At 56.3% G+C, this 21,623-nt stretch carries 19 protein-coding genes; 15 read left to right on the top strand and 4 right to left on the bottom strand.

Annotated elements, in window-relative coordinates; all coding sequences use genetic code 11:
* Window positions 1-31: 31 nt before the first annotated feature.
* Window positions 32-586, bottom strand: a complete 555-nt coding sequence (gene nudE / locus ACSOSI_RS24325; protein ID WP_012147288.1) for an ADP compounds hydrolase NudE — start codon at window positions 584-586, stop codon at window positions 32-34.
* Window positions 587-1,051: 465 nt separating this feature from the next.
* Between nudE and ACSOSI_RS24330 the strand changes: the two genes are divergently transcribed.
* The 7 genes from ACSOSI_RS24330 to ACSOSI_RS24360 all read left to right on the top strand — a co-directional run bounded on the left by ACSOSI_RS24330 (window position 1,052) and on the right by ACSOSI_RS24360 (window position 7,952).
* The gene (locus ACSOSI_RS24330) at window positions 1,052-3,184 is read left to right on the top strand and encodes an intracellular growth attenuator family protein (RefSeq protein ID WP_375190583.1); all 2,133 of its coding nucleotides are present in this window, start codon (window positions 1,052-1,054) and stop codon (window positions 3,182-3,184) included.
* A 98-nt stretch (window positions 3,185-3,282) separates the two neighbouring features.
* Window positions 3,283-3,960, top strand: coding sequence for a GMP/IMP nucleotidase (gene yrfG / locus ACSOSI_RS24335; protein ID WP_012147290.1), 678 nt, complete (start codon window positions 3,283-3,285; stop codon window positions 3,958-3,960).
* Window positions 3,960-4,367: a ribosome-associated heat shock protein Hsp15 gene (hslR, locus tag ACSOSI_RS24340; RefSeq protein WP_476706275.1), complete on the top strand. Its 408-nt coding sequence runs from the start codon at window positions 3,960-3,962 to the stop codon at window positions 4,365-4,367. The genes yrfG and hslR overlap by 1 nt, the downstream gene beginning before the upstream one ends.
* Before the next feature lie 25 nt (window positions 4,368-4,392).
* Window positions 4,393-5,271, top strand: a complete 879-nt coding sequence (hslO, locus tag ACSOSI_RS24345; RefSeq protein WP_476706276.1) for an Hsp33 family molecular chaperone HslO — start codon at window positions 4,393-4,395, stop codon at window positions 5,269-5,271.
* A gap of 196 nt (window positions 5,272-5,467) precedes the next feature.
* A complete protein-coding gene (gene pckA, locus ACSOSI_RS24350) occupies window positions 5,468-7,087 on the top strand; it encodes a phosphoenolpyruvate carboxykinase (ATP) (RefSeq protein WP_112364261.1) in 1,620 nt (539 codons plus the stop codon).
* A 125-nt stretch (window positions 7,088-7,212) separates the two neighbouring features.
* Window positions 7,213-7,476 carry a FitA-like ribbon-helix-helix domain-containing protein gene (locus tag ACSOSI_RS24355; protein WP_017894292.1) on the top strand — a complete coding sequence of 88 codons (264 nt, stop codon included), beginning with the start codon at window positions 7,213-7,215 and terminating at the stop codon, window positions 7,474-7,476.
* Window positions 7,473-7,952: a type II toxin-antitoxin system VapC family toxin gene (locus tag ACSOSI_RS24360; RefSeq protein WP_017894293.1), complete on the top strand. Its 480-nt coding sequence runs from the start codon at window positions 7,473-7,475 to the stop codon at window positions 7,950-7,952. The genes ACSOSI_RS24355 and ACSOSI_RS24360 overlap by 4 nt, the downstream gene beginning before the upstream one ends.
* 16 nt (window positions 7,953-7,968) lie before the next feature.
* Here ACSOSI_RS24360 and envZ read toward each other — a convergent pair whose 3' ends face one another.
* The 3 genes from envZ to ACSOSI_RS24375 form a co-directional block, all read right to left on the bottom strand.
* Window positions 7,969-9,348, bottom strand: coding sequence for a two-component system sensor histidine kinase EnvZ (envZ, locus tag ACSOSI_RS24365; RefSeq protein ID WP_012147296.1), 1,380 nt, complete (start codon window positions 9,346-9,348; stop codon window positions 7,969-7,971).
* Window positions 9,345-10,064 carry an osmolarity response regulator transcription factor OmpR gene (gene ompR / locus ACSOSI_RS24370; protein WP_004709363.1) on the bottom strand — a complete coding sequence of 240 codons (720 nt, stop codon included), beginning with the start codon at window positions 10,062-10,064 and terminating at the stop codon, window positions 9,345-9,347. The genes envZ and ompR overlap by 4 nt, the downstream gene beginning before the upstream one ends.
* A 331-nt stretch (window positions 10,065-10,395) precedes the next feature.
* Window positions 10,396-11,340 (bottom strand): LysR family transcriptional regulator, encoded by a 945-nt coding sequence (locus tag ACSOSI_RS24375; RefSeq protein ID WP_476706277.1) that lies wholly within the window; start codon window positions 11,338-11,340, stop codon window positions 10,396-10,398.
* Window positions 11,341-11,453: 113 nt separating this feature from the next.
* Between ACSOSI_RS24375 and ACSOSI_RS24380 the strand changes: the two genes are divergently transcribed.
* The 8 genes from ACSOSI_RS24380 (at window position 11,454) to ACSOSI_RS24415 (ending at window position 21,579) form a co-directional block, all read left to right on the top strand.
* Window positions 11,454-12,944, top strand: coding sequence for an aldehyde dehydrogenase family protein (locus tag ACSOSI_RS24380; protein ID WP_476706278.1), 1,491 nt, complete (start codon window positions 11,454-11,456; stop codon window positions 12,942-12,944).
* A complete protein-coding gene (locus ACSOSI_RS24385) occupies window positions 12,945-13,979 on the top strand; it encodes a cupin domain-containing protein (protein ID WP_476706279.1) in 1,035 nt (344 codons plus the stop codon).
* Window positions 13,980-14,048: 69 nt separating this feature from the next.
* Window positions 14,049-14,912 carry a fumarylacetoacetate hydrolase family protein gene (locus tag ACSOSI_RS24390; protein WP_017894297.1) on the top strand — a complete coding sequence of 288 codons (864 nt, stop codon included), beginning with the start codon at window positions 14,049-14,051 and terminating at the stop codon, window positions 14,910-14,912.
* An 85-nt stretch (window positions 14,913-14,997) separates the two neighbouring features.
* Window positions 14,998-15,471 (top strand): transcription elongation factor GreB, encoded by a 474-nt coding sequence (gene greB, locus ACSOSI_RS24395; protein ID WP_476706280.1) that lies wholly within the window; start codon window positions 14,998-15,000, stop codon window positions 15,469-15,471.
* A gap of 281 nt (window positions 15,472-15,752) precedes the next feature.
* Window positions 15,753-18,086 (top strand): Tex family protein, encoded by a 2,334-nt coding sequence (locus tag ACSOSI_RS24400; RefSeq protein ID WP_476706281.1) that lies wholly within the window; start codon window positions 15,753-15,755, stop codon window positions 18,084-18,086.
* A gap of 642 nt (window positions 18,087-18,728) precedes the next feature.
* Window positions 18,729-18,953, top strand: coding sequence for a ferrous iron transporter A (gene feoA / locus ACSOSI_RS24405; protein ID WP_012147303.1), 225 nt, complete (start codon window positions 18,729-18,731; stop codon window positions 18,951-18,953).
* Between the two features lie 71 nt (window positions 18,954-19,024).
* Complete coding sequence (feoB, locus tag ACSOSI_RS24410) at window positions 19,025-21,340, top strand: Fe(2+) transporter permease subunit FeoB (protein WP_476706282.1); 2,316 nt, start codon at window positions 19,025-19,027, stop codon at window positions 21,338-21,340.
* Window positions 21,340-21,579, top strand: a complete 240-nt coding sequence (locus ACSOSI_RS24415; RefSeq protein WP_012147305.1) for a FeoC-like transcriptional regulator — start codon at window positions 21,340-21,342, stop codon at window positions 21,577-21,579. Before feoB ends, ACSOSI_RS24415 begins: the two co-directional genes overlap by 1 nt.
* Window positions 21,580-21,623: the final 44 nt, after the last annotated feature.

Consider the following 21,623-nt stretch of genomic DNA (forward strand, 5'->3'; position numbering starts at 1 on the left):
ATCTGGGCCCTTTTTCATTTAACCGTCGCGCTTAGCGGGAACCGCGTAAAAATGCCTCGGTGAGGAACAACGCACTCACGTTGCGCGCCTCGCGGAAATCAGGCTCTGCCAGCAACGCCATCATGTCGGCTATTGGCCAACGCACCTGCGGCAAGGGCTCCGGCTCATCCCCTTCCAGACTTTGCGGGTAGAGATCGTGCGCCAGTACAATATTCATTTTGCTGGAAAAGTACGACGGGGCCATCGTCAGCTTGCTGAGGAAATCAAAGCGTCTGGCACCAAAACCTACCTCTTCCATCAGCTCACGGTTAGCCGCTTCCAGCACGCCTTCACCCGGATCAATCAAGCCTTTGGGAAAGCCAAGCTCATAAGATTCGGTGCCCACGGCATATTCACGGATCAGCAGCAAATCGTCGCCAATCACCGGCACAATCATCACGGCCTCGCGATCTGAGGGCCGCATCCGCTCATACACCCGCCGTACACCGTTACTGAACTCCAGATCGACCGATTCAACGTTAAATAAACGCGAACGCGCGACCGTTTCCACTTTCAGAATTTTGGGTTTTTGCAGGTGTTTATCCATGATTGCCTCAAATGAGTTATCCGCTAGCAAGCCACAGCATCGGGCGTGCTAACGCGGGTAACCAGAATAATGATGGGCGTGACGCGTAGTCCGCATGCGTTCAAACGCTGACCAAATCCGATCTTGATCACATTGTGCGTTAATGAGAACCTTTGCCGCAACGAGCACAAGCAGTAATTTACTTTTTTTTAACAAGCCTAGCCAGTACCCGCCGCTTTTCTGTTCTCATCCAGTAAAAAGAGCGCATTAAAATAAGATAATGCCGATATCGACAGTGCAACCTGGTTGCTATCATCACACAGGTAAGAAAGGGCAATAAGACGAATATTTTTATCAATAAGTGAGATCCTGACAGAGAATCTGTTCTCTCGTTACGGATCAGGGTGTCTCTTGGTGATTTGGCTGCGTATAATAGTCCAGGATTCATCAGGTTGGTGAGGTTCACGGGTACAGGATGGGGATAGCATGAGCACAATAGTGTTGATATTGGCCTTAGTGCTTGCCTGCCTGATTGCCGCCGGCCTGTATCTTTGGTTCAAAGCCCGCAATCAGCCGCTGCTGATGCGTACGCTGCCCTTTATCAAACCCACCCACCGCAAGCTGACCGGCGAAGAACGCGCCGCCGTTGAGCACTATCTTGGCCAACAAAACAAGCTGAGCAACAAACTGTTGCCCGGCAGCAACTCATTGCCTTCTGCCAAACTGGCGCTGACGCCGCAAAGCGACAACGTCTACCCGGTTACCCACGCCATTACCCGCTACGGCCTCGCCAGCGATGAACCCAATAAATGGCGCTATTATCTGGACGCCGAAGAGGTGCATCTGCCGCCGTTCTGGGAGCAGTACATCAGCGCCGATAACCATGTGGAAGTGATTAGAACCCAGACGCTGCCGCTGGTGATCTCTCTCAACGGGCATTCGCTGAAAGACCATATTCACGATCGGCCGCTGCCGCCGGTGGTGAAGGCGACCCCGAGCCAAAACGCCTCTATCCGCAAGGAAGAGAGCGAGCATGTCGAACTGCTGAACATCCGCAAGGAAAGCCCGGAAGAACACGCACTCAATCGCCCGAACGGTATCAAAGAGGCCGCCATTATCTCGGCGGCCCTGCTGCTGCTGTTCTTCAGCCTGATAAGCCCGGTCGTGGTGATCCCCTGGATGATTGTCGTCGCCGTGTTGATGATCGCCTGGGGCTGCTGGAACCTGTTCCGCCGCCCTGCCACACGCGAACTAAAAGAAGTGCACTGCCTGCGGGGTACCCCCAAGCGCTGGGGGCTGTTTGGCGAATCCAACCAGGGGCAAATCAGCAATATTTCACTCGGCATCATTGACCTGATTTATCCGCCGCACTGGCAGCCATACATCGCCCAGGATCTGGGTAAAACCACCGACGTGGATATCTACCTTAACCGCCAGGTGCTGCGCCAGGGTCGCTACCTTTCGCTGCATGACGAGGTGAAAAACTTCCCGCTGCAGCAATGGGGCAGGAACGCGGTACTCATGGCCAGTTCACTTTTGGTGCTGCTGCTGTTGCTGACCTATATCCCGCTCAGCCTGCCGCTCAAGCTGAGCATGGCCTGGCTACAGGGCGCGCAAAAAATTGAAGTGACCAACGTACAGGCGCTGGAAGGCGCAACGTTACGCATCGGGGATACCCTGAAAGCCCAGGGCACGGGCATGTGCTACGTACCACCGTTAACCAGTGGCACGCGCTCCGCCAGCTTTATGCCGTTCGACTGTTCCGGAATTTACTGGAACAACGCGGCGCCTCTGCCGCAGCCGGAGTCGGAAGTGATCGACAAGGCCTCAGCCCTGCTGGCGACGGTCAACACCCAGTTGCACCCTGACGGCTCCGACCAAAAGCTCAACCCACAGTTGGCCAGCGCAATCGAAAAATCCGGCATGATCCTGCTGGATGATTTTTCCGATATCGTGCTGAAAACGCAGGATCTGTGCCAAGCGGATAATGACTGCGTCCGGCTGAAGAACGCACTGGTCAATCTGGGCAACGTCAAAAATTGGGGCACCCTGGTGAAACGTGCCAAATCAGGCTCGCTGCAAGGGGTGAACGTGTTGCTGCGCCCGGTGAGCGCCGAATCGCTGGAAAGCCTGACCAAAGTGGCCGCATCATCCTTCGTCTACAGCGAAACCAGGCAGGCCGCAGCCGCGCTCAACAGCCCACCACCGGGGGGGTTCCTGATCACCAGTGATGAAGGCAAACAGCTGGTGAATCATCCGCAGCCGACGGTGCCGCTAAACGAATACAACGCACTTGACCAGTGGAATGAGCTACAACGCCTTGCCGGCATGCTGCTGCATACGCCGTTCGAGGCGCAGGGCGTGATCACCAATATCAGCGTCGATGCCAACGGTACCCGTCATATTGCACTGCACAGCGAACCGGATATCATCACCCTGTGGCGCTATCTCGGCACCAGCCTGCTGCTGCTGAGCGTCGCCGTCGTGCTGGGCTACAACAGCTGGAAACTGGTGCAGCGCCGTCGCATCAATCAGCACCGCATCGCCGATATCCAGCGCTACTACGAAAGCTGCTTTAACCCGCAGCTCGCCCCGATGTCATTGCGGCCGATGCCCTGAGCCACTAGCCCCGGCCTGCGCCCTGTCATCAGCTTATGCTACGCTAACGCTATTCCCCTTATCCTGCGGACCGCCGAAGGTTCGCCTATGGAGTTTTCATGGTTCCCGAGTTTGACTGGAGTGAGATTGATACCGTGCTGCTGGATATGGACGGTACCCTGCTCGATCTGGAGTTCGACAGCCACTTTTGGCTCAGCCTGGTACCACAGGCCCTGAGCGAGCAGCGGGCTATTCCCTTCGATGAAGCGCGTAAAATTATTCATCAGGAATATCTGGCCGTACAGCACACCATGAACTGGTACTGCTTCGATTACTGGAGCGAACGGCTGGATATGGATATTTACCGCATGACCAGCGAGGTAGGCAACCGTGCTCGTCTGCGTGAAGATACCGAGCCGTTTTTACAAGCATTACGTGCGGCGGGCCACCAGACGATTTTGTTGACCAACGCCCATCCGCACAGCCTGGCGGTAAAAATTGAGCATACCGGTTTGGATCGGCACCTTGATTTATTACTTTCCACCCACACATTTGGTTATCCGAAAGAAGATCAGCGTTTGTGGCAGGCAGTGCAGCAACACACCGGTTTTGATCCGCAGCGTACGCTGTTTGTCGACGACGGCGAACCGATACTGGATGCCGCCCGTACCTTCGGTATTCGCTACTGCCTGGGCGTGCAAAACCCGGATTCCAGCATGGCGGAGAAAACCTTCCAGCATTACCCATCGATGCGCGATTACCGCCTGTTGATACCGGCGCTGGCCAGGGGGAATTGATGAAAGGAAAAGCAACAGGCGACGAAGCCGTCCGGCTGGACAAGTGGCTATGGGCGGCACGTTTCTATAAGACCCGCGCACTGGCACGGGAGATGATCGACGGCGGCAAGGTGCACTACAACGGACAGCGCGGCAAACCGAGCAAGATTGTCGAGCTTAACGCCGAGATCAAACTGCGTCAGGGAAATGAAGAACGCACGGTGATCGTGCTGGCTTTGACCAGCCAACGGCGCAGCGCCGACGAGGCGCAGCAAATGTATCAGGAAACCGAGGCCAGCATCGTCAACCGAGAGAAAGTGGCGCTCGCGCGCAAAATGAATGCGCTGACCATGCCGCATCCGGACCGCCGTCCGGACAAGAAAGAGCGGCGCGACCTGATTAAATTTAAATTTGGTGAGCAGGAATAACCCCTCACCGCAATGAGAGAAAACTATGTCTAACCATGACCAATTGCACCGTTACCTGTTTGAAAACTACGCGGTGCGCGGTGAGCTGGTTACCGTCAGCGAAACCTATCAGCAGGTTCTGAACAGCCACGACTATCCGGCCCCGGTCAAGAAACTGCTGGGTGAACTGCTGGTTGCCACCAGCCTGCTGACCGCAACGTTGAAGTTTGACGGCGACATCACCGTGCAGTTACAAGGCGACGGTCCGCTGAAGCTGGCGGTGATTAACGGTAACAACCGCCAGGAAATGCGTGGCGTAGCACGCGTACAGAGCGAAATTGCTGATGACAGCACGCTGCACCAGATGATCGGCAATGGTGTCATGGTGATCACCATCGCCCCCACCGAGGGCGAACGCTATCAGGGCGTAGTGGCGCTGGAAGGGGAAACGCTGGCCGAGTGCCTCGAGGCTTACTTCCGTCAGTCAGAGCAGTTACCAACCCGCCTGTTCATCCGTACCGGCGAGTTCGAAGGCCAACCGGCCGCGGGCGGTATGTTGCTGCAGGTGCTGCCGGCACAGGACGGCAATGCCGATGACTTCGATCATCTGGTGCAACTGACCAACACGGTGAAAAGCGAAGAGCTGTTCAGCCTGCCGGCCAACGAAGTGCTGTATCGCCTGTACCATCAGGAAGAAGTCACCCTGTATGAACCGCAGGACGTTGTCTTCCGTTGCACCTGTTCACGCCAGCGTTGCGCCGATGCGCTGATCACGCTGCCGGCGGAAGAAGTGGCTCAAATGCTGGAGCAGGACGGCAATATTGATATGCACTGCGATTATTGCGGCAATCACTATGTCTTCGACGCCATGGACGTAGCCGCGCTGTACACCGGTAACACCGGCGAAAGCGAACAGTTGCACTAAGTAGCACCTTATATCGGCGGGCGCGCCCTGCGCCTGCCGGTTTTCTTCGTTTGCACGTTTGCTTTTTTCCGTGTGCTATCTCTCATAACGTAACGAAAAACCGACTAAAACGTTAAATATTTGATACCTATCGCGGTTACTCGCTGCTGAATCCCTACAATTGGCGCCAGAAATTCTGTGACCAAGGAGTAGTGACATGCGTGTTAAAGGTATAACCCCTCAGGATCTGGCCGCTTATGGGATTCATAACGTCGGCGAAATCGTTCACAACCCGAGTTATGACTTGCTGTTCAAGGAAGAAACAGACCCATCTCTGGAAGGTTTTGAGCGTGGAGTGGTAACCAAACTGGGTGCTGTATCCGTCGACACCGGTATTTTTACCGGCCGTTCCCCGAAAGATAAGTACATTGTCCGTGACGACATCACCCGCGACACCGTGTGGTGGGCCGATCAGGGTAAAGGTAAAAACGACAACAAACCCCTCAGCCCGGAAACCTGGGCAGACCTGAAACAGCTGGTCACTACACAACTCTCCGGCAAACGTCTGTTTGTGATGGATACCTTCTGCGGCGCCAACGCCGACTCCCGTCTGAAAGTTCGCTTTATTACCGAGGTAGCCTGGCAGGCGCACTTTGTTAAAAACATGTTCATCCGTCCGACGGATGAAGAGCTGCAGGATTTCGAGCCAGACTTCGTGGTCATGAACGGCGCCAAATGCACTAACCCGAACTGGCAGCAACAGGGCCTGAACTCGGAAAACTTTGTCGCCTTCAACCTGACCGAGCGTATGCAACTGATTGGCGGCACCTGGTACGGCGGCGAAATGAAAAAGGGTATGTTCTCCATCATGAACTACCTGTTGCCGCTGAAAGGCATCGCCTCAATGCACTGCTCGGCCAACGTAGGCGAGAAAGGCGACGTGGCGGTATTCTTCGGCCTGTCCGGCACCGGCAAAACCACCCTGTCCACCGATCCGAAACGCCAACTGATTGGCGATGACGAGCACGGTTGGGATGATGACGGCGTGTTTAACTTCGAAGGCGGCTGCTACGCCAAAACCATCAAGCTGTCTGAAGAAGCCGAGCCGGATATCTATCACGCCATCAAACGCGATGCGCTGCTGGAAAACGTCGTCGTTCTGGCTGACGGCACCATAGATTTCAATGATGGTTCGAAAACCGAGAATACCCGCGTTTCCTATCCGATCTATCACATCCAGAATATCGTGAAGCCGGTTTCCAAAGCGGGTCACGCCACCAAGGTGATCTTCCTGACCGCAGACGCCTTCGGCGTACTGCCGCCGGTATCTCGCCTGACCGCTAACCAGACCCAGTACCACTTCCTGTCTGGCTTTACCGCCAAGCTGGCCGGTACCGAGCGCGGCGTGACCGAGCCGACCCCAACCTTCTCCGCCTGCTTCGGCGCAGCCTTCCTGTCGCTGCACCCAACGCAGTACGCCGAAGTGCTGGTGAAACGCATGCAGGCCGCCGGCGCGCAGGCCTATCTGGTGAACACCGGCTGGAATGGCACCGGCAAACGTATCTCGATCAAGGATACCCGCGGCATTATCGACGCGATCCTCAGCGGTGAAATCGATAAGGCAGAAACCATTACTCTGCCTATCTTCGACCTGGCGATGCCAACCTCACTGCCGGGCGTTAACCCGGATATCCTGGATCCACGCGCCACTTACGCCAGCATTGAGCAATGGCAAGAGAAGGCACAGGATCTGGCCGAGCGTTTTGTCACCAACTTTGACAAATACACCGATACCCCTGCAGGTGCCGCGCTGGTCAGCGCCGGTCCAAAACTGTAAAACCTTCTTTTTACAGCTTCATCCAAGGCGTGGATCCCACGCCTTTTTTTATTTTTATCGGTTGTTATTTAATCAACGCAAAGGGATAATAAGCACTGCAATCATTGATAGCAAAGGAGGTTTCAATGGCTACCATAACCGTCAGGAATCTGGACGACGAAGTAAAAGAGTTGCTGCGCGTTTCTGCAGCGAAAAATGGCCATTCCATGGAGGAGGAAGCTCGTATGATTTTGAAACAGGCATTAGTGAAAAAACACCCGCGCTATGGGTTGGGCACCTGGATGCATCAGCATTTTGCCGAGTTGGGTGGCGTTGAACTGGAGATCCCGCCGCGTGATAAAACACCTCCGCGCATTGTCACCTTTGACGACGACGATGACCAGGTATGATTATTCTCGATACCAATGTGGTTTCAGAAACGTTGCGCCCCAATCCGCACTACAACGTCCTCACATGGCTGAATGAAAAAGACAACGATGAGCTTTATCTAAGTGCGATAGTTCTCGCCGAGCTGTTCAGTGGGGTTGCCTGTATGCCTGAAGGTAAACGGCAGCGCGAATTCAAACATAAGCTGGCGGAGGCGGTGCAGATAAGATTTGATGAGCAAACTCTGCCATTTGATACACTTTGCGCGCTGCAATACGCGGAACTTATGGGGAAAAATCAGCGTCAGGGCCGCTTAATGAGCATGGCGGACACCCAAATCGCCGCCACCTGCCTGCATTACGGTGCCGCCCTGGCCACGCGTAATACCAAAGACTTTATCCATTGCGGAATTGAATTAATCGACCCCTGGCAAGCCAGCACCGGTCGGCGTCTGCATGAAGAAGCGGCGGAATATTACGTCATGAGCAGAAAACCCTGACAGGGCAGCCTCACTGTCAGGGGAGTTTGGCGCTGTCTTTCACTGCCTGATGCCCGTTGGCCGACTCTTTCTTTTCCATCGGCAACGGAATATAAGCCCTGATCAACAACCCGCCGCGTTCGCTGGTGCCAATATCCAAAGCGCCGTGATGACCATCGATAATACGCTGTACGATAGCCAGGCCAAGCCCGGTTCCGCTGGTGCTGCGTGCGCTGTCGCCACGGACAAACGGCTGCAGCAGATGTTTCAACTCTTCCGGTTTAATGCCCGGGCCGTCGTCTTCCACCTGGAACCAGCCGCGCTGCAGCTCACGGCCACTACTGACTTTGATCCAGCCGTTGCCGTAACGTGCCGCATTCACCACCATATTCGCCGCCGCACGCTTGATCGACAGCGGATGCACATTCATCATCAGTTCACCCGGTGCCATGGCAGTTTCGATAACCCGCTCATAGCCACTCTCGGCCGCAACCACTTCACCCAGAATGCCATTCAGATCGCTTAACTCGGTCTGCATCTCCTGGCCGGTGCGCAGATAATCAATAAACTGCTCAATGATGGCGTTGCACTCTTCAATGTCTTTATTGATCGACTCCGCCAGATAGCCGTCTTCGGCACTCATCATCTCGGTTGCCAGACGGATGCGCGTCAGCGGTGTGCGCAGGTCGTGGCTGACGCCGGCCATCAGCAGCGTGCGGTCATCCGCCAGTTGCTTAACGCCCGATGCCATCTGATTAAAGGCCCGCGTTACCGAACGTACTTCAGATGCGCCGTACTCACGCAACGGCGGCGGAATAATACCCTTGCCGACCTGCAGAGCCGCATGCTCCAGCTCCACCAGCGGGCGGTTTTGGATACGAATAAACAGCCAGGCACCGCCTATCGCCAACAGCATAATTGCCAGGGTATAACGGAACAGCGGCGAGAAATCGCCCTGGTGAATCTCAGTCAGCGGAACGCGCACCCAGATATCCGGCTGCAGCCAGGTCTTCAGCCACACCACCGGTGAGTTTTTGTTCACTTCTACCCGAACGTCGGTTGGCCCACCGAGCTGCTGAGCCATTTGCTGGCTGAGGAATTGATAGTGCTGCGCCCAGCGCAGACCGCTCTCCTCCGCCGCCGAGTTGGTGTAGAGAGAAATCCCCAGTTCGCGATAGATTTCACGACGGAACGCCGGCGGCACCTCCAGCAAGGTCCCATCCTCCAGCTGCAGCTTATCGGTCATCAGCATACGAACTTCGTAGGCCAATACCTTGTTGAACTGCTGCAAACTGGGCAGGATGGCGAAGTTCAGCACCACCAGATAGGTCGTCACCAGGCTGACGAACAGCAAGGTGACGATCAATAGCAGGGTTCGGGCAAACGAGCTACGCGGTGAAAAGCGTAATCGTCTCATGCCTTGCTGCCGTCCGGGACGAAGACGTAGCCAAGACCCCAAACGGTCTGGATATAACGTGGATGCGCAGGATCTTCCTCAACCATACGACGCAGACGAGAAATCTGCACGTCGATGGAGCGTTCCATGGCGCTGTATTCACGGCCGCGGGCCAGGTTCATCAACTTGTCACGCGACAGCGGTTCACGCGGATGGCTCACTAACGCCTTCAGTACCGCGAACTCGCCGCTGGTCAACGGCATAGGCTCGTCTTCACGGAACATTTCGCGGGTACCCAGGTTCAGTTTGAATTTGCCAAAGGCAATCACCGCTTCTTCTTGCGAAGGCGCGCCCGGCAGTTCATTAGCCTGACGACGCAATACCGCACGGATACGGGCCAGCAGTTCACGCGGGTTGAACGGTTTTGGGATGTAATCGTCAGCGCCGATTTCCAGACCGACGATACGGTCGACTTCTTCACCTTTGGCGGTCACCATAATGATCGGCATAGGGTTGCTTTGGCTGCGCAGACGGCGGCAGATAGAAAGCCCGTCTTCACCCGGTAACATCAGGTCCAGCACCATCAGGTGGAAGGATTCACGTGTCAGCAAGCGATCCATTTGCTCAGCGTTGGCTACGCTGCGAACCTGAAAACCCTGTTCGGTTAAATAACGCTCTAAAAGCGCGCGCAGGCGCATGTCATCATCGACGACCAGAATCTTATGATTCTCTTGCATTGTAGTACTCCCAAAGGCTTTATTGCCTGACGTGAATATTGTTAAAAAACCATGGCAATTCGGACAGCGATTATTGGTATATATTCTAGACTAAATTGTTACAAAGCTTATTCTTTTACCGAGTTATCAATATCTTTCATTCCGCAGACTAATTAATCCGCACATTATTGTCTCGTTTCGCGGTAAAAAGCTCACTCAGCCCTCCCGGAAGAATGACATCATCAGCGTGGACTGCTGGGGACTGGCCCTCAAATTAATAACGTATTTATAACCTGATTAGGCCTGATTCCGGCGAGTGTAGCCTCAGTCTAAGCCGCCAGTGACAATGCACCTAATGTTCTGCCGTGCATTCATCGGCACTATTGTCGTCATCGCGTTGGAATAACCCTCGTATTTCGCCCCGCAGCCATTGATTGCCACGGTCATGATGAGCGCGCTCATGCCAATACTGCATCACCGGGAACTGAGGTATTGGGAAAGGCACCGGATAAATATGCACCTTGCCCGCAGCCTGCAGTAACTGTGCCGCCTCATAGGTCACCGTGGCGAGCAGGTCCGTTTGGGCAATGATCTGGGTCAAACTCAGAAAGTGGCTGGTCTGCAGTTTGACGTTGCGCACAATCCCCTGTTCCCTCATCGCCTGTTCGGCAATTTCCTGGCTGCGGATGCGCAAACGGGCAGTGACGTGCTCTGCCTGCAAGAACTGCGGCAATGACAGCGTTTTGCCAATCTGCGGATGGCCCTGGCGCACCGCACAGCAGAACCCACTGTAAAATAACCGCTGCTGATAAAAAACGGCGCGACGCAGGTCGGGAAAATAGCCGATAGCCAGATCGACCCGTCCACTTTCCAGCGCCTCTTCCAATTGCGCCGGACCCAGCTCATGGCTGACCACCGCCATCTCCGGGGCCACCTGAGCCAGGTGGTTAATCAGATGAGGTAAAAAATACTGCTCACCGATGTCCGGCATACAGAGCGTTAGCGTTTTGCGGCTAGCCGCAGGATCAAACCCCACCGGTTGCAAAACATCATCGCGGATCATCGACAGCACCCGTTCGACGGACGGCATCAACTCGCTGGCCCGGTCAGTCGGGCACATCTCGTTATTAATCCGCACAAACATCGGGTCGTCAAACAGTTGACGCAGGCGAGCCAGTGCATGGCTCACCGCCGGCTGGCTGATGCCCAGCATCTGCCCCGCCAGGCCGACGCTACGCTGGCGAAAGATGGCGTCAAACACCACCAATAAATTCAAATCGACGTTCTTCAAATTCATTTTTCTTATTCGCCCAATAAACCACATTCGATTGATTGATTGTAGGCAGCAGATATTCTCTCAGTACATAAGAATTTTCATTTCATTAACAAAAATGCATCACAGGAGCGGTTATGCAGACAGGTGACCAGACCCACTCAGCCAGGCCAAAAGCACTGCACTGGATCGATGGCCAATGGCTGGATTCGCCCAAACAAGGCATCAGTATCAGCCCGGCGGATGGCTCCGAACTGGGAGAATTTGCCGACGGCGGCACCGAGGAAGCCGCGATGGCGATTGCCGCCGCCCAACGCGCATTTGTGCCGGCCTGGAGCCGCGACCGGCAGCTGCGGGCCCGCTGCCTGAATCAAATGGCCGATCGATTTGAACAACATGCGGAAGCCCTGGCCCGGATCCTGGCGCAAGACAACGGTAAACCGCTGAGCGAAGCCCGCTTTGAGGTTCAGTTCATTCCCAGCAAACTGCGCTATGCCGCCGCACTGGCCCTGACCACTTACGGGCGTGCCATGGAGATCCAGCCCGGTGCCTTATCCCGGGTGCTGTACGAGCCACTGGGCGTGGTCGGGGTGATCACTCCGTGGAATTCACCGGCCATTCTCACCATCAGATCGCTGGCCCCGGCGTTGGCCGCGGGCAATACCGTCGTCATCAAACTTCCGGCTCAGACCGCTCAGGTTAACGCGGCATTCGCCCGCATTCTGGCCGAAGTCGACAGCCTGCCGCAGGGGGTGGTGAACCTGTTCACCGAAAGCGGCAGCGAAGGTGCCATGTTGCTGGTCAGCAGCCCGGCAGTCCCGGGCATCAGTTTTACCGGCAGCACCCGCACCGGACGCACATTGGCGGCCAACGCCATGCAGCGGGTCAAACGCATCTCGCTGGAATTAGGTGGGAAAACGCCGCACCTGTTGTTCGAAGACGCCGACCTGGATCGCGCCTTGCCGATGATCGTGCGTTCACTCACCACTTTCAGCGGTCAATTCTGTGTTACCGGCAGCCGTTTTCTGGTGCAGCGCGCTATCTATCCGCAGGTTAAAGCCCGCATGGCCGCCTTGCTGGAGGCGGTAAAAATCGGGCCATCGCTGGAGGCGGGCGTTGAGTTGGGGCCGTTGATCGACCAACAAAGCGTCCTGCGGGTCGATGCCATGGTCACTGCCGCGCTGGCCCAGGGGGCCAAGGCCGTGGTTCGCGGTGGACCGGTAGTGGAAGGCCCCCTGGCCAAAGGTGCGTTCTACCGGCCGACCCTGCTGGAAGTGCCCAACAGCGATATGGACATTGTGCAGCAGGAAGTTTTCGGCCCGGTGTTGACGCTGGAGGTGTTTGACGACGAAGCACAGGCGATCGCTTCCGCCAATCATAGCGACTACGGGTTAGCCGCCAGCATTTGGTCAATGGATGCCAACCGTCCGCACCGCGTCGCGCGGGAAATTCAGGCCGGTAGCGTGTGGATCAATGACTGGGCGCAAATTCACGATGAGTTCGAAGAGGGCGGATACAAGCAGAGCGGCCTTGGCCGTTTGAACGGCATCGCCTCACTGGACAGTTTTATCGAATACAAACACGTCTATCAAAATGTGGGGGTTTCTGCCCCACAAAGGGAGGACTAAATGAGCATCGATATTCAGCAACTGCAAAAAAAGCACCTGTTTCCGCTGTGGGAGTCACTGCATGGTCTGGTTCCCAATCACCCAGAACCTCAGGCCACGCCTTACCAGTGGCATTACGTCGAGGTGAAAAAAGCGCTGCTGGATATCGGCTCGCAGATCGACCTCGAACGTGCCGAACGCCGCGTGCTGGTACTGGAAAACCCATCGCTGCCGCCGGGTTCGTCGCGCATCACCGACACGCTGTACGCCGGGATGCAAATGGTGCTGCCGGGGGAAGTGGCCCCGCTGCATCGCCACACGCCCACCGCCCTGCGCTTTATTCTGGAAGCCGAGGGCGGCAACACCACGGTGGACGGCGAGCAGACCACTCTGCATCCGGGGGATTTTATCATTACCCCTTCATGGCGTTGGCACCAGCACCAGAATGATACCGATAAACCGATATTCTGGCTCGATGGCCTGGATGCCCCGCTGCTGCACTTTCTCAAGGCCGGGTTTCGGCAAGACCGCCTGCCCGCGGGCCAAACGCTGGAGCCACGCCCGGAAGGTGATGCCCTGGCCCGCTACGGTGCCGGCCTGATACCGCTGGAATACCGGCCAACGAGGCAAAGCCAGCCCTCGCCGATATTTAACTATCCGTATCAGCGCACCCGCGAAGCACTGGAACAATTACATCGCTGCAGCGAGATCGACCCGGCCAACGCCATCAGCCTGCGCTACATCAATCCGGCCAGCGGTGATTGGGCTATTCCCACCCTTGGCACGGTCATCATGTTGCTGCCAGGAGGCTTTACCACCCTCGCCCAACGCGGCAATGCCAGCCAGGTGCTGGTGGTGATGGAGGGGGAGCTGGAAATAAAGCTGACGGGAGGTGTCTGCTTCCGACTAAAACCGAAAGATATCTTTGCCCTGCCTTCGTGGCTCAGCTATCGCCTGTCGGCACCTGACGGCGATACGGTCTGTTTCAGCTTTTCCGATCGCCCGGTGCTGGAAAAACTGGGGATCTGGCGCCATGAAATCACGCCGGACGGCTGATGCCGTCGGTTTTACCCCTCGGCTCATCGTGAGCCTCCCTTGCATTGCCACCTTCAGAGGATCTATATCATGAAGATTTGCCGCTTTAACCAGGATCGGATAGGGATCATCCGGCAACAGCGCGTGTACGACATCACGCCGATGTTTCACGCCATAACCCCCGCCCACTGGCCCGCACCGCCTGCCGACTGGATGATTAGCCATTTCCCCGACATTGCCTCGCAGCTGGGTGCAAACTGGGAGCGACTGGTAAGCTATCCGCTGGAACAGGTGAGCCTGAACGCACCGGTAGCCAACCCAGGCAAGCTTCTCGGCGCGCCAATCAATTACCGTGACCACATCGCCGAAGCCAATGCCGATCAACAAATCAACCACGGCAAGGTCTACACCGATATCAGCGAATACGGTCTGTTTCTCAAGGCCAACAGCTCATTGTGCGGGCCGAACGAGATCATAAACTTGCCTGCTCCCGAGCGACGCACCGACCCAGAGGTCGAACTGGCGGTGATCATTGGCCAACGCGCGCGCCACGTACCTCTCGAACAGGCCCTTGAGGTGGTGTTCGGCTACAGTATCGGCATAGACATGACCGTACGCGGCTCGGAGTTTCCCTCTTTTCGTAAATCGGCCGATGGGTTTTCGGTACTCGGCCCGTGGATTGTCACCCCTGACGAAATCGGCGATCCGAACACCCTGGATCTCAGCATTCGGGTCAACGGCCAACTCAGGCAGCACTCCAACACCCGCCACCTGATTTATAACGTACAACGCCTGATTGCCTATGCCTCGGCGATGTTTACCCTGTGGCCGGGAGACGTGATTTATACCGGTACGCCATCCGGCGTCTCACCGATACAGGCCGGCGATCGTATCGAGGTCAACATCGAGCGCATCGGTGCGATGTCGGTCACGATTGCCGACAACGCGTCGTAACGGCCCCTATTTTCGATGCCTCTGGCCCCGCATCTGTCGTACACTTCGCGCTATAGGTTCCACTATTGCCATGGCAACAGGTTGCATGAGAACACCGCTGATCACCCGTGAAGGGTACGACAAACTGAAACAAGAGCTGGACTACCTCTGGCGCGAAGATCGGCCAGAGGTCACTAAAAAAGTGACCTGGGCGGCCAGCCTCGGCGACAGAAGTGAAAATGCCGACTATCAGTACAACAAAAAACGGCTGCGGGAAATCGATCGCCGCGTGCGCTACCTGACCAAATGCCTCGAACAGTTGAAGGTGGTCGACTACTCGCCGCAGCAGGAAGGCAAAGTCTTCTTTGGTGCCTGGGTAGCGGTAGAAAACGAAGACGGTGAGATCAAACGCTTTCGCATCGTCGGCTATGACGAGATTTTTGGCCGCCGGGACTACATCTCCATCGATTCACCGATGGCCCGCGCCCTGCTGAAAAAAGAAGTGGGGGACGCCGCCACCGTCAACACTCCGGCAGGAGATGCGCTGTGGTTTGTGAATGAGATCGAGTACGTTAAATAGAGCTGGCGACTAACAAGTCCATTATTAGGGAGAGCGTGCCGAAGGGGTCGTAGCGGGCTTGCCCGCCGGAGTTGCCCCTCGGTGCGCTAGGCCCGAGTATCTCGGGCTAAAATCAAACTTAAAAGATTTCAGTTTTTTCCGAGCGGCCGCCCGCCGCCGCGGTACAGGCCGTTTTGCGCGCCATGGCTGCCGAGAGGCGGCCCGCTTCACTGGCATTTTCCCCGCGCAATCCGTATAACTGTCCCCCTGTTTACTAACCATTCCCAACAGATACCAGACATATGAATGACCCACTGAGCCGCATTATTGCAACAGAACTGCAGGCCCGGCCGGAGCAAGTTGACTCCGCCATCCGTCTGCTGGATGAAGGTAATACCGTGCCCTTTATTGCACGCTATCGTAAGGAAGTCACCGGGGGTCTGGACGATACCCAACTGCGCCAGCTGGAAACCCGCCTGGGTTATCTGCGTGAACTGGAAGACCGCCGTCAGACCATCCTTAAATCGATCGACGAGCAGGGCAAACTGACCGAACAGCTGGCGGGGGCGATCACCGCCACGCAAAGCAAAACCGAACTTGAAGATCTCTACCTGCCGTACAAACCCAAGCGCCGCACCCGTGGCCAGATCGCGATTGAAGCCGGTCTGGAGCCCCTGGCAAACACCCTGTGGCAAGATCCTCAGCAGCAGCCTGAACAACTGGCCGAAGGCTACGTTGATGCCGACAAGAGCGTAGCGGACGTGAAAGCCGCCCTCGACGGCGCGCGTTACATCCTGATGGAGCGTTTCGCCGAAGACGCCGCGCTGCTGGCCAAGGTTCGTAATTACCTGTGGAAGCATGCGCATCTGGTCTCCAAAGTGGTGGAAGGCAAAGAAGAAGCCGGCGCGAAATTCCGCGACTACTTCGATCACCACGAACCTATTGCCCAGGTGCCTTCACACCGTGCGCTGGCCATGTTCCGTGGCCGCAACGAAGGCGTGCTGCAACTGGCGCTGAACGCCGACCCGCAGTTTGAAGAAGCGCCGCGCGAAAGCCAGGCGGAACAGATCATCATCAGCCATCTCGATCTGCGCCTGAATAACGCCCCGGCAGACGCCTGGCGCAAAGCGGTGGTCAACTGGACCTGGCGCATCAAGGTGCTGCTGCATCTGGAAACCGAACTGATGAGCACCCTGCGCGAACGTGCGGAAGATGAAGCAATCAACGTCTTCGCCCGTAACATGCACGATCTGATGATGGCCGCACCGGCCGGCATGCGCGCGACCATGGGGCTGGATCCGGGCTTGCGTACCGGGGTGAAAGTGGCGGTGGTGGATGCCACCGGCAAGCTGGTCGCCACCGACACCGTCTACCCGCATACCGGCCAGGCCGCCAAAGCCGCGGCCATCGTCGCGGCACTGTGCATCAAACACAAAGTGGAACTGGTCGCCATCGGCAACGGTACCGCATCGCGTGAGACCGAGCGTTTTTATCTTGATTTGCAACAGCAATTCGGCGAAGTCAAAGCGCAGAAAGTGATCGTCAGCGAAGCCGGTGCCTCGGTATATTCCGCCTCCGAACTGGCGGCGCTGGAGTTCCCGAATCTCGACGTCTCGCTGCGTGGCGCCGTCTCCATCGCCCGTCGCCTGCAGGATCCGCTGGCCGAACTGGTCAAAATCGATCCGAAATCCATCGGTGTTGGTCAGTACCAGCACGATGTCAGCCAAAGCCAACTGGCGAAAAAACTCGATTCGGTGGTTGAAGACTGCGTAAACGCCGTCGGGGTCGATCTGAACACCGCCTCGGTGCCGCTGCTGACCCGCGTAGCCGGCCTGACGCGCATGATGGCGCAGAATATTGTCACCTGGCGTGATGAGAATGGCCGTTTCAGCAACCGCGAACAGCTGTTGAAAGTCAGCCGCCTGGGGCCAAAAGCCTTCGAGCAGTGCGCCGGCTTCCTGCGTATCAACCACGGCGACAACCCGCTGGACGCCTCGACCGTTCACCCGGAAACCTACCCGGTGGTCGAACGCATTCTGGCCGCCACCCGCCAGGCACTACAGGATCTGATGGGTAACCCGGCAGCGGTACGCAGCCTGAAGGCCAGCGATTTCACCGACGACAAGTTCGGCGTGCCAACGGTGACCGACATCCTGAAAGAGCTGGAGAAACCGGGCCGCGATCCGCGTCCGGAATTCAAAACCGCCACCTTCGCCGAGGGCGTTGAAACCCTGAGCGACCTGCAGCCGGGGATGATTTTGGAAGGTTCAGTGACCAACGTCACCAACTTCGGGGCCTTTGTCGATATCGGCGTGCATCAGGACGGTCTGGTGCATATCTCCTCGTTGGCGGACAAGTTTGTCGAAGATCCGCACACCGTGGTGAAAGCCGGTGACATCGTCAAAGTGAAGGTGATGGAAGTGGACCTGCAGCGCAAACGCATCGCGCTGAGCATGCGTCTGGACGAGCAACCGGGTGAAGGTTCACCACGCCGCGGCGGTAACGCCGCCCCGGCCAGGGACAACGCCAACCGGGCACCGGCCAATAAGGCCAAACCACGCGGCAACAACAACACCTCGGCGGGTAACAGCGCCATGGGTGATGCGCTGGCGGCGGCATTCGGCAAAAAATCTTAATCAGGCCCTGACCAGGCCTATGGGATGCAGGGCGGAGTTTACTCCGCCCTTTCCTGCCGAACTATCACCGCAATTTTTGACCCGCCTCAATAAACCTGCATATTTCTTCAATCTTGCCAACAGCCATAATGACCCGCTGTTTCAGGCCTGAAAATAGCGCTGCATAGCCATCAATTAACACCGTTATTAACAATCATGTTCTCATTTTGGTATTTCTCAGAGAAACACAAATAGTTACCGCTCGTATTCAACCGATGAGATGTTGCCAAATAAATACCAATAGTAACGCTGCCGGATCATGACTATTGAATGTGTCGCTAATTTTTTCAATCTGGAAAAAATTACTACAATCACGTAACTGATTTAACTCACCATTCGCATTTGCACCCCGCCAGAGCGGGTGATAAAAGTAGTCCTGTCAGGCAATCCCGATCGTAAAATGTGATCGCCACAACCTTTGGTTACCAATACCCCTATTTTTTGTATTGAATACGATAATGATTCTCACTATTATTATTTTGCGTGTTCACTGCATTACCTCATGGATTGAAAACGTCGGCAGCCCGTAGCTTTGCTCGGCGCTGCCTCAGGAACGTTCTTTTATCATCATCGGCCCAATAAGCTGGGCTCAGGGAAGGTTACATGCATCTTCAGCCTAAACGATCGTATAAGATCGCCGGCTTCGCCAATGACATTGGCCCAGCCTACCGCCAGAAACTTTTATCCCTCGGCATGCTGCCGGGTTCATCGTTTGAAGTAGTGCGCGTAGCGCCGCTGGGTGACCCAATAGAAATTAAAACCCGCCGCGTCAGCCTGGTGCTACGCAGGAAAGATCTGGCCCTGATCCTGCTCGACGGTCAATCCTGACGCTGAGCCGCCTTGCCTTGGCCATGCACATTGCCTGGCCCCATTTCCCTTGACTGATATCACGCAACATTATGAAAAAACTCACTATTGGCTTAATAGGAAATCCTAATTCCGGCAAGACGACGCTGTTTAACCAGCTTACCGGGGCGCGCCAGCGGGTTGGTAACTGGGCGGGGGTGACGGTAGAACGTAAAGAAGGCCTGTTCACCACGCCGCAATCCCAGGTCAAACTGGTCGATCTGCCCGGCACCTACTCCCTGACCACCATCTCGGAGCAAACCTCACTCGACGAACAGATCGCCTGCCACTACATTCTGAGCGGCGACGCCGATCTGCTGATCAACGTGGTCGACGCTTCCAATCTGGAGCGCAATCTGTACCTGACGCTGCAACTGCTGGAGCTGGGTATTCCCTGCATCGTCGCGCTGAACATGCTGGATATTGCCAGAAGTCAGAAAATTGATATTGATATTGCCGCACTGTCCGCACGCCTCGGCTGCCCGGTGGTACCGCTGGTCTCCACCAAGGCCGACGGTATTGGCGTGTTAAAGCAAATGATCGACAATCATCAGTTCAACGAATTGAAAGCGCTGGTGCTCTACCCACCGGTGCTGCTGAAAGAAATGACCACGCTGAGCGACGCGATGCCGCAAAACTTGCCAAGCGAACAACGTCGCTGGCTGGCACTGCAAATGCTGGAGGGCGATATCTACAGCCATACTTTGGCCGGCCCGGCAGCAGCTCTGCTGCCGGCAGCCAAAGAGGCACTGCGACAGCAGCAACAGGAAGACCCGGCACTGGTGATCGCCGATGCGCGCTATCAGTCAATCACCACCCTGTGTGACGCCGTCAGTAATTCTCAGCAGGCGATGCCGAACCGCCTGACCGAAGCATTGGATAAAGTGATCCTCAATCGCTGGCTGGGGGTACCGATCTTCCTGCTGGTGATGTATCTGATGTTCCTGCTGGCGATCAACATCGGCGGTGCGCTACAGCCTATTTTCGATATTGGCTCAGCGGCCATCTTTATCCAGGGAATTCAATGGCTGGGCTACACCCTGCATTTCCCGGAATGGCTGACGATTTTCCTGGCGCAGGGGGTCGGTGGCGGTATCAATACCGTGCTGCCGCTGGTGCCACAAATCGGCATGATGTATCTGTTCCTGTCATTCCTTGAAGACTCCGGCTACATGGCGCGAGCGGCCTTCGTGATGGATCGTCTGATGCAGGCACTCGGACTGCCGGGTAAATCTTTCGTGCCGTTGATTGTCGGTTTCGGCTGCAACGTGCCCTCCATCATGGGCGCACGCACGCTGGATGCTCAGCGCGAACGCCTGATGACCATCATGATGGCGCCATTTATGTCCTGTGGCGCCCGGTTGGCAATCTTCGCCGTGTTTGCCGCCGCCTTCTTCGGCCAGGACGGCGCGGGCGTGGTGTTCTCCCTGTATATGCTCGGCATTGTGGTGGCGATCCTCACCGGGCTGGTGTTGAAGTACACCATCATGCGCGGCGAAGCCTCCCCCTTCGTTATGGAGCTGCCGGTCTACCACGTGCCGCACCTGAAAAGCCTGCTGCTGCAAACCTGGCAGCGACTGAAAGGCTTCGTCCTGCGTGCCGGTAAAGTAATTGTGATTGCCAGCATCTTCATTGGCGGCCTGAACAGCTTTTCATTCAGCGGCAAGCCGGTGGATAACATCAATGACTCCGCGCTGGCATCGGTTTCCAAGGTGCTGACACCGCTGCTAGAGCCAATGGGCGTACACAATGATAACTGGCAGGCCACCGTCGGCCTGGTCACCGGGGCCATGGCGAAAGAAGTGGTGGTCGGCACGCTGAACACGCTGTACACCGCCGAACGCATCAATAACACCGAGTTTGACGCTGCCAACTTTAATCTGTTGGACGAACTGGGCGGTGCCCTGGAGACCACCTGGCAAGGCTTGAAAGACACCTTCAGCCTGAGCGTACTGTCCAACCCGATTGAGGCCAGCAAGGGTGACGGGGAAATGGATGTCGGCTCGATGGGCATGATGAGCAGTAAATTCGGTTCCGGGATTTCCGCCTACAGCTACCTGATTTTCGTGTTGCTATACGTCCCCTGCGTCTCGGTCATGGGGGCTATCGCCCGTGAATCCAGCCGTGGCTGGATGACCTTCTCCATTCTCTGGGGACTGAATGTCGCTTACTCGTTGGCCACGCTGTTTTATCAGGTCGCCACCTTCGGCCAGCACCCGCAGTACAGCCTGACGGCGATAACCATTGTGGTGCTGTTCAATCTGTTGATCCTGTTCGGCCTACGCCGGGCGCGCAGCCGGGTAACGGTTCGCCTGGGCAACGCCACACCTGCGGCATGCTGTCAGAGTGGCAAGGGAAACTGTCACTGATGGCCGGCCTGTTGCAGATCCGCGATGCATTGGCGCTGCACGGAAACGTGCAGGCGCTGCAACTCAGCCGTCAGTTGGCCGCCCCGCTGCCGTTAGTGCAGGCCATGCTGGAGCGTTTAATCGCGATGGGGAAAGTAGAGCGAATCGAGCAGGATAACAGCGCCTGCCTGAGCGGCAGTTGCAAGAGCTGCCCTGAGGGCCAGAAGTGCAGCAGTACCGTGGTGTATCGTTTGAAGTAATGGAGGTTGGGGCGCAGCACAAAGCACGCCCCAACTTAACTGAT

The sequence above is a fragment of the Serratia sp. AR11 genome (assembly GCF_056376275.1).

What these genes read in the sequence shown, in the direction of transcription:
- greB (WP_476706280.1), top strand. Translation starts at nt 14,998, where the DNA reads ATGAGAACACCGCTGATCACCCGTGAAGGGTACGACAAACTGAAACAA.
- nudE (WP_012147288.1), bottom strand. Translation starts at nt 586, where the DNA reads ATGGATAAACACCTGCAAAAACCCAAAATTCTGAAAGTGGAAACGGTC.
- ACSOSI_RS24400 (WP_476706281.1), top strand. Translation starts at nt 15,753, where the DNA reads ATGAATGACCCACTGAGCCGCATTATTGCAACAGAACTGCAGGCCCGG.
- feoB (WP_476706282.1), top strand. Translation starts at nt 19,025, where the DNA reads ATGAAAAAACTCACTATTGGCTTAATAGGAAATCCTAATTCCGGCAAG.
- hslR (WP_476706275.1), top strand. Translation starts at nt 3,960, where the DNA reads ATGAAAGGAAAAGCAACAGGCGACGAAGCCGTCCGGCTGGACAAGTGG.
- pckA (WP_112364261.1), top strand. Translation starts at nt 5,468, where the DNA reads ATGCGTGTTAAAGGTATAACCCCTCAGGATCTGGCCGCTTATGGGATT.
- ACSOSI_RS24355 (WP_017894292.1), top strand. Translation starts at nt 7,213, where the DNA reads ATGGCTACCATAACCGTCAGGAATCTGGACGACGAAGTAAAAGAGTTG.
- envZ (WP_012147296.1), bottom strand. Translation starts at nt 9,348, where the DNA reads ATGAGACGATTACGCTTTTCACCGCGTAGCTCGTTTGCCCGAACCCTG.
- ompR (WP_004709363.1), bottom strand. Translation starts at nt 10,064, where the DNA reads ATGCAAGAGAATCATAAGATTCTGGTCGTCGATGATGACATGCGCCTG.
- yrfG (WP_012147290.1), top strand. Translation starts at nt 3,283, where the DNA reads ATGGTTCCCGAGTTTGACTGGAGTGAGATTGATACCGTGCTGCTGGAT.
- hslO (WP_476706276.1), top strand. Translation starts at nt 4,393, where the DNA reads ATGTCTAACCATGACCAATTGCACCGTTACCTGTTTGAAAACTACGCG.
- ACSOSI_RS24375 (WP_476706277.1), bottom strand. Translation starts at nt 11,340, where the DNA reads ATGAATTTGAAGAACGTCGATTTGAATTTATTGGTGGTGTTTGACGCC.
- ACSOSI_RS24415 (WP_012147305.1), top strand. Translation starts at nt 21,340, where the DNA reads ATGGCCGGCCTGTTGCAGATCCGCGATGCATTGGCGCTGCACGGAAAC.
- ACSOSI_RS24385 (WP_476706279.1), top strand. Translation starts at nt 12,945, where the DNA reads ATGAGCATCGATATTCAGCAACTGCAAAAAAAGCACCTGTTTCCGCTG.
- ACSOSI_RS24390 (WP_017894297.1), top strand. Translation starts at nt 14,049, where the DNA reads ATGAAGATTTGCCGCTTTAACCAGGATCGGATAGGGATCATCCGGCAA.
- ACSOSI_RS24360 (WP_017894293.1), top strand. Translation starts at nt 7,473, where the DNA reads ATGATTATTCTCGATACCAATGTGGTTTCAGAAACGTTGCGCCCCAAT.
- feoA (WP_012147303.1), top strand. Translation starts at nt 18,729, where the DNA reads ATGCATCTTCAGCCTAAACGATCGTATAAGATCGCCGGCTTCGCCAAT.
- ACSOSI_RS24380 (WP_476706278.1), top strand. Translation starts at nt 11,454, where the DNA reads ATGCAGACAGGTGACCAGACCCACTCAGCCAGGCCAAAAGCACTGCAC.
- ACSOSI_RS24330 (WP_375190583.1), top strand. Translation starts at nt 1,052, where the DNA reads ATGAGCACAATAGTGTTGATATTGGCCTTAGTGCTTGCCTGCCTGATT.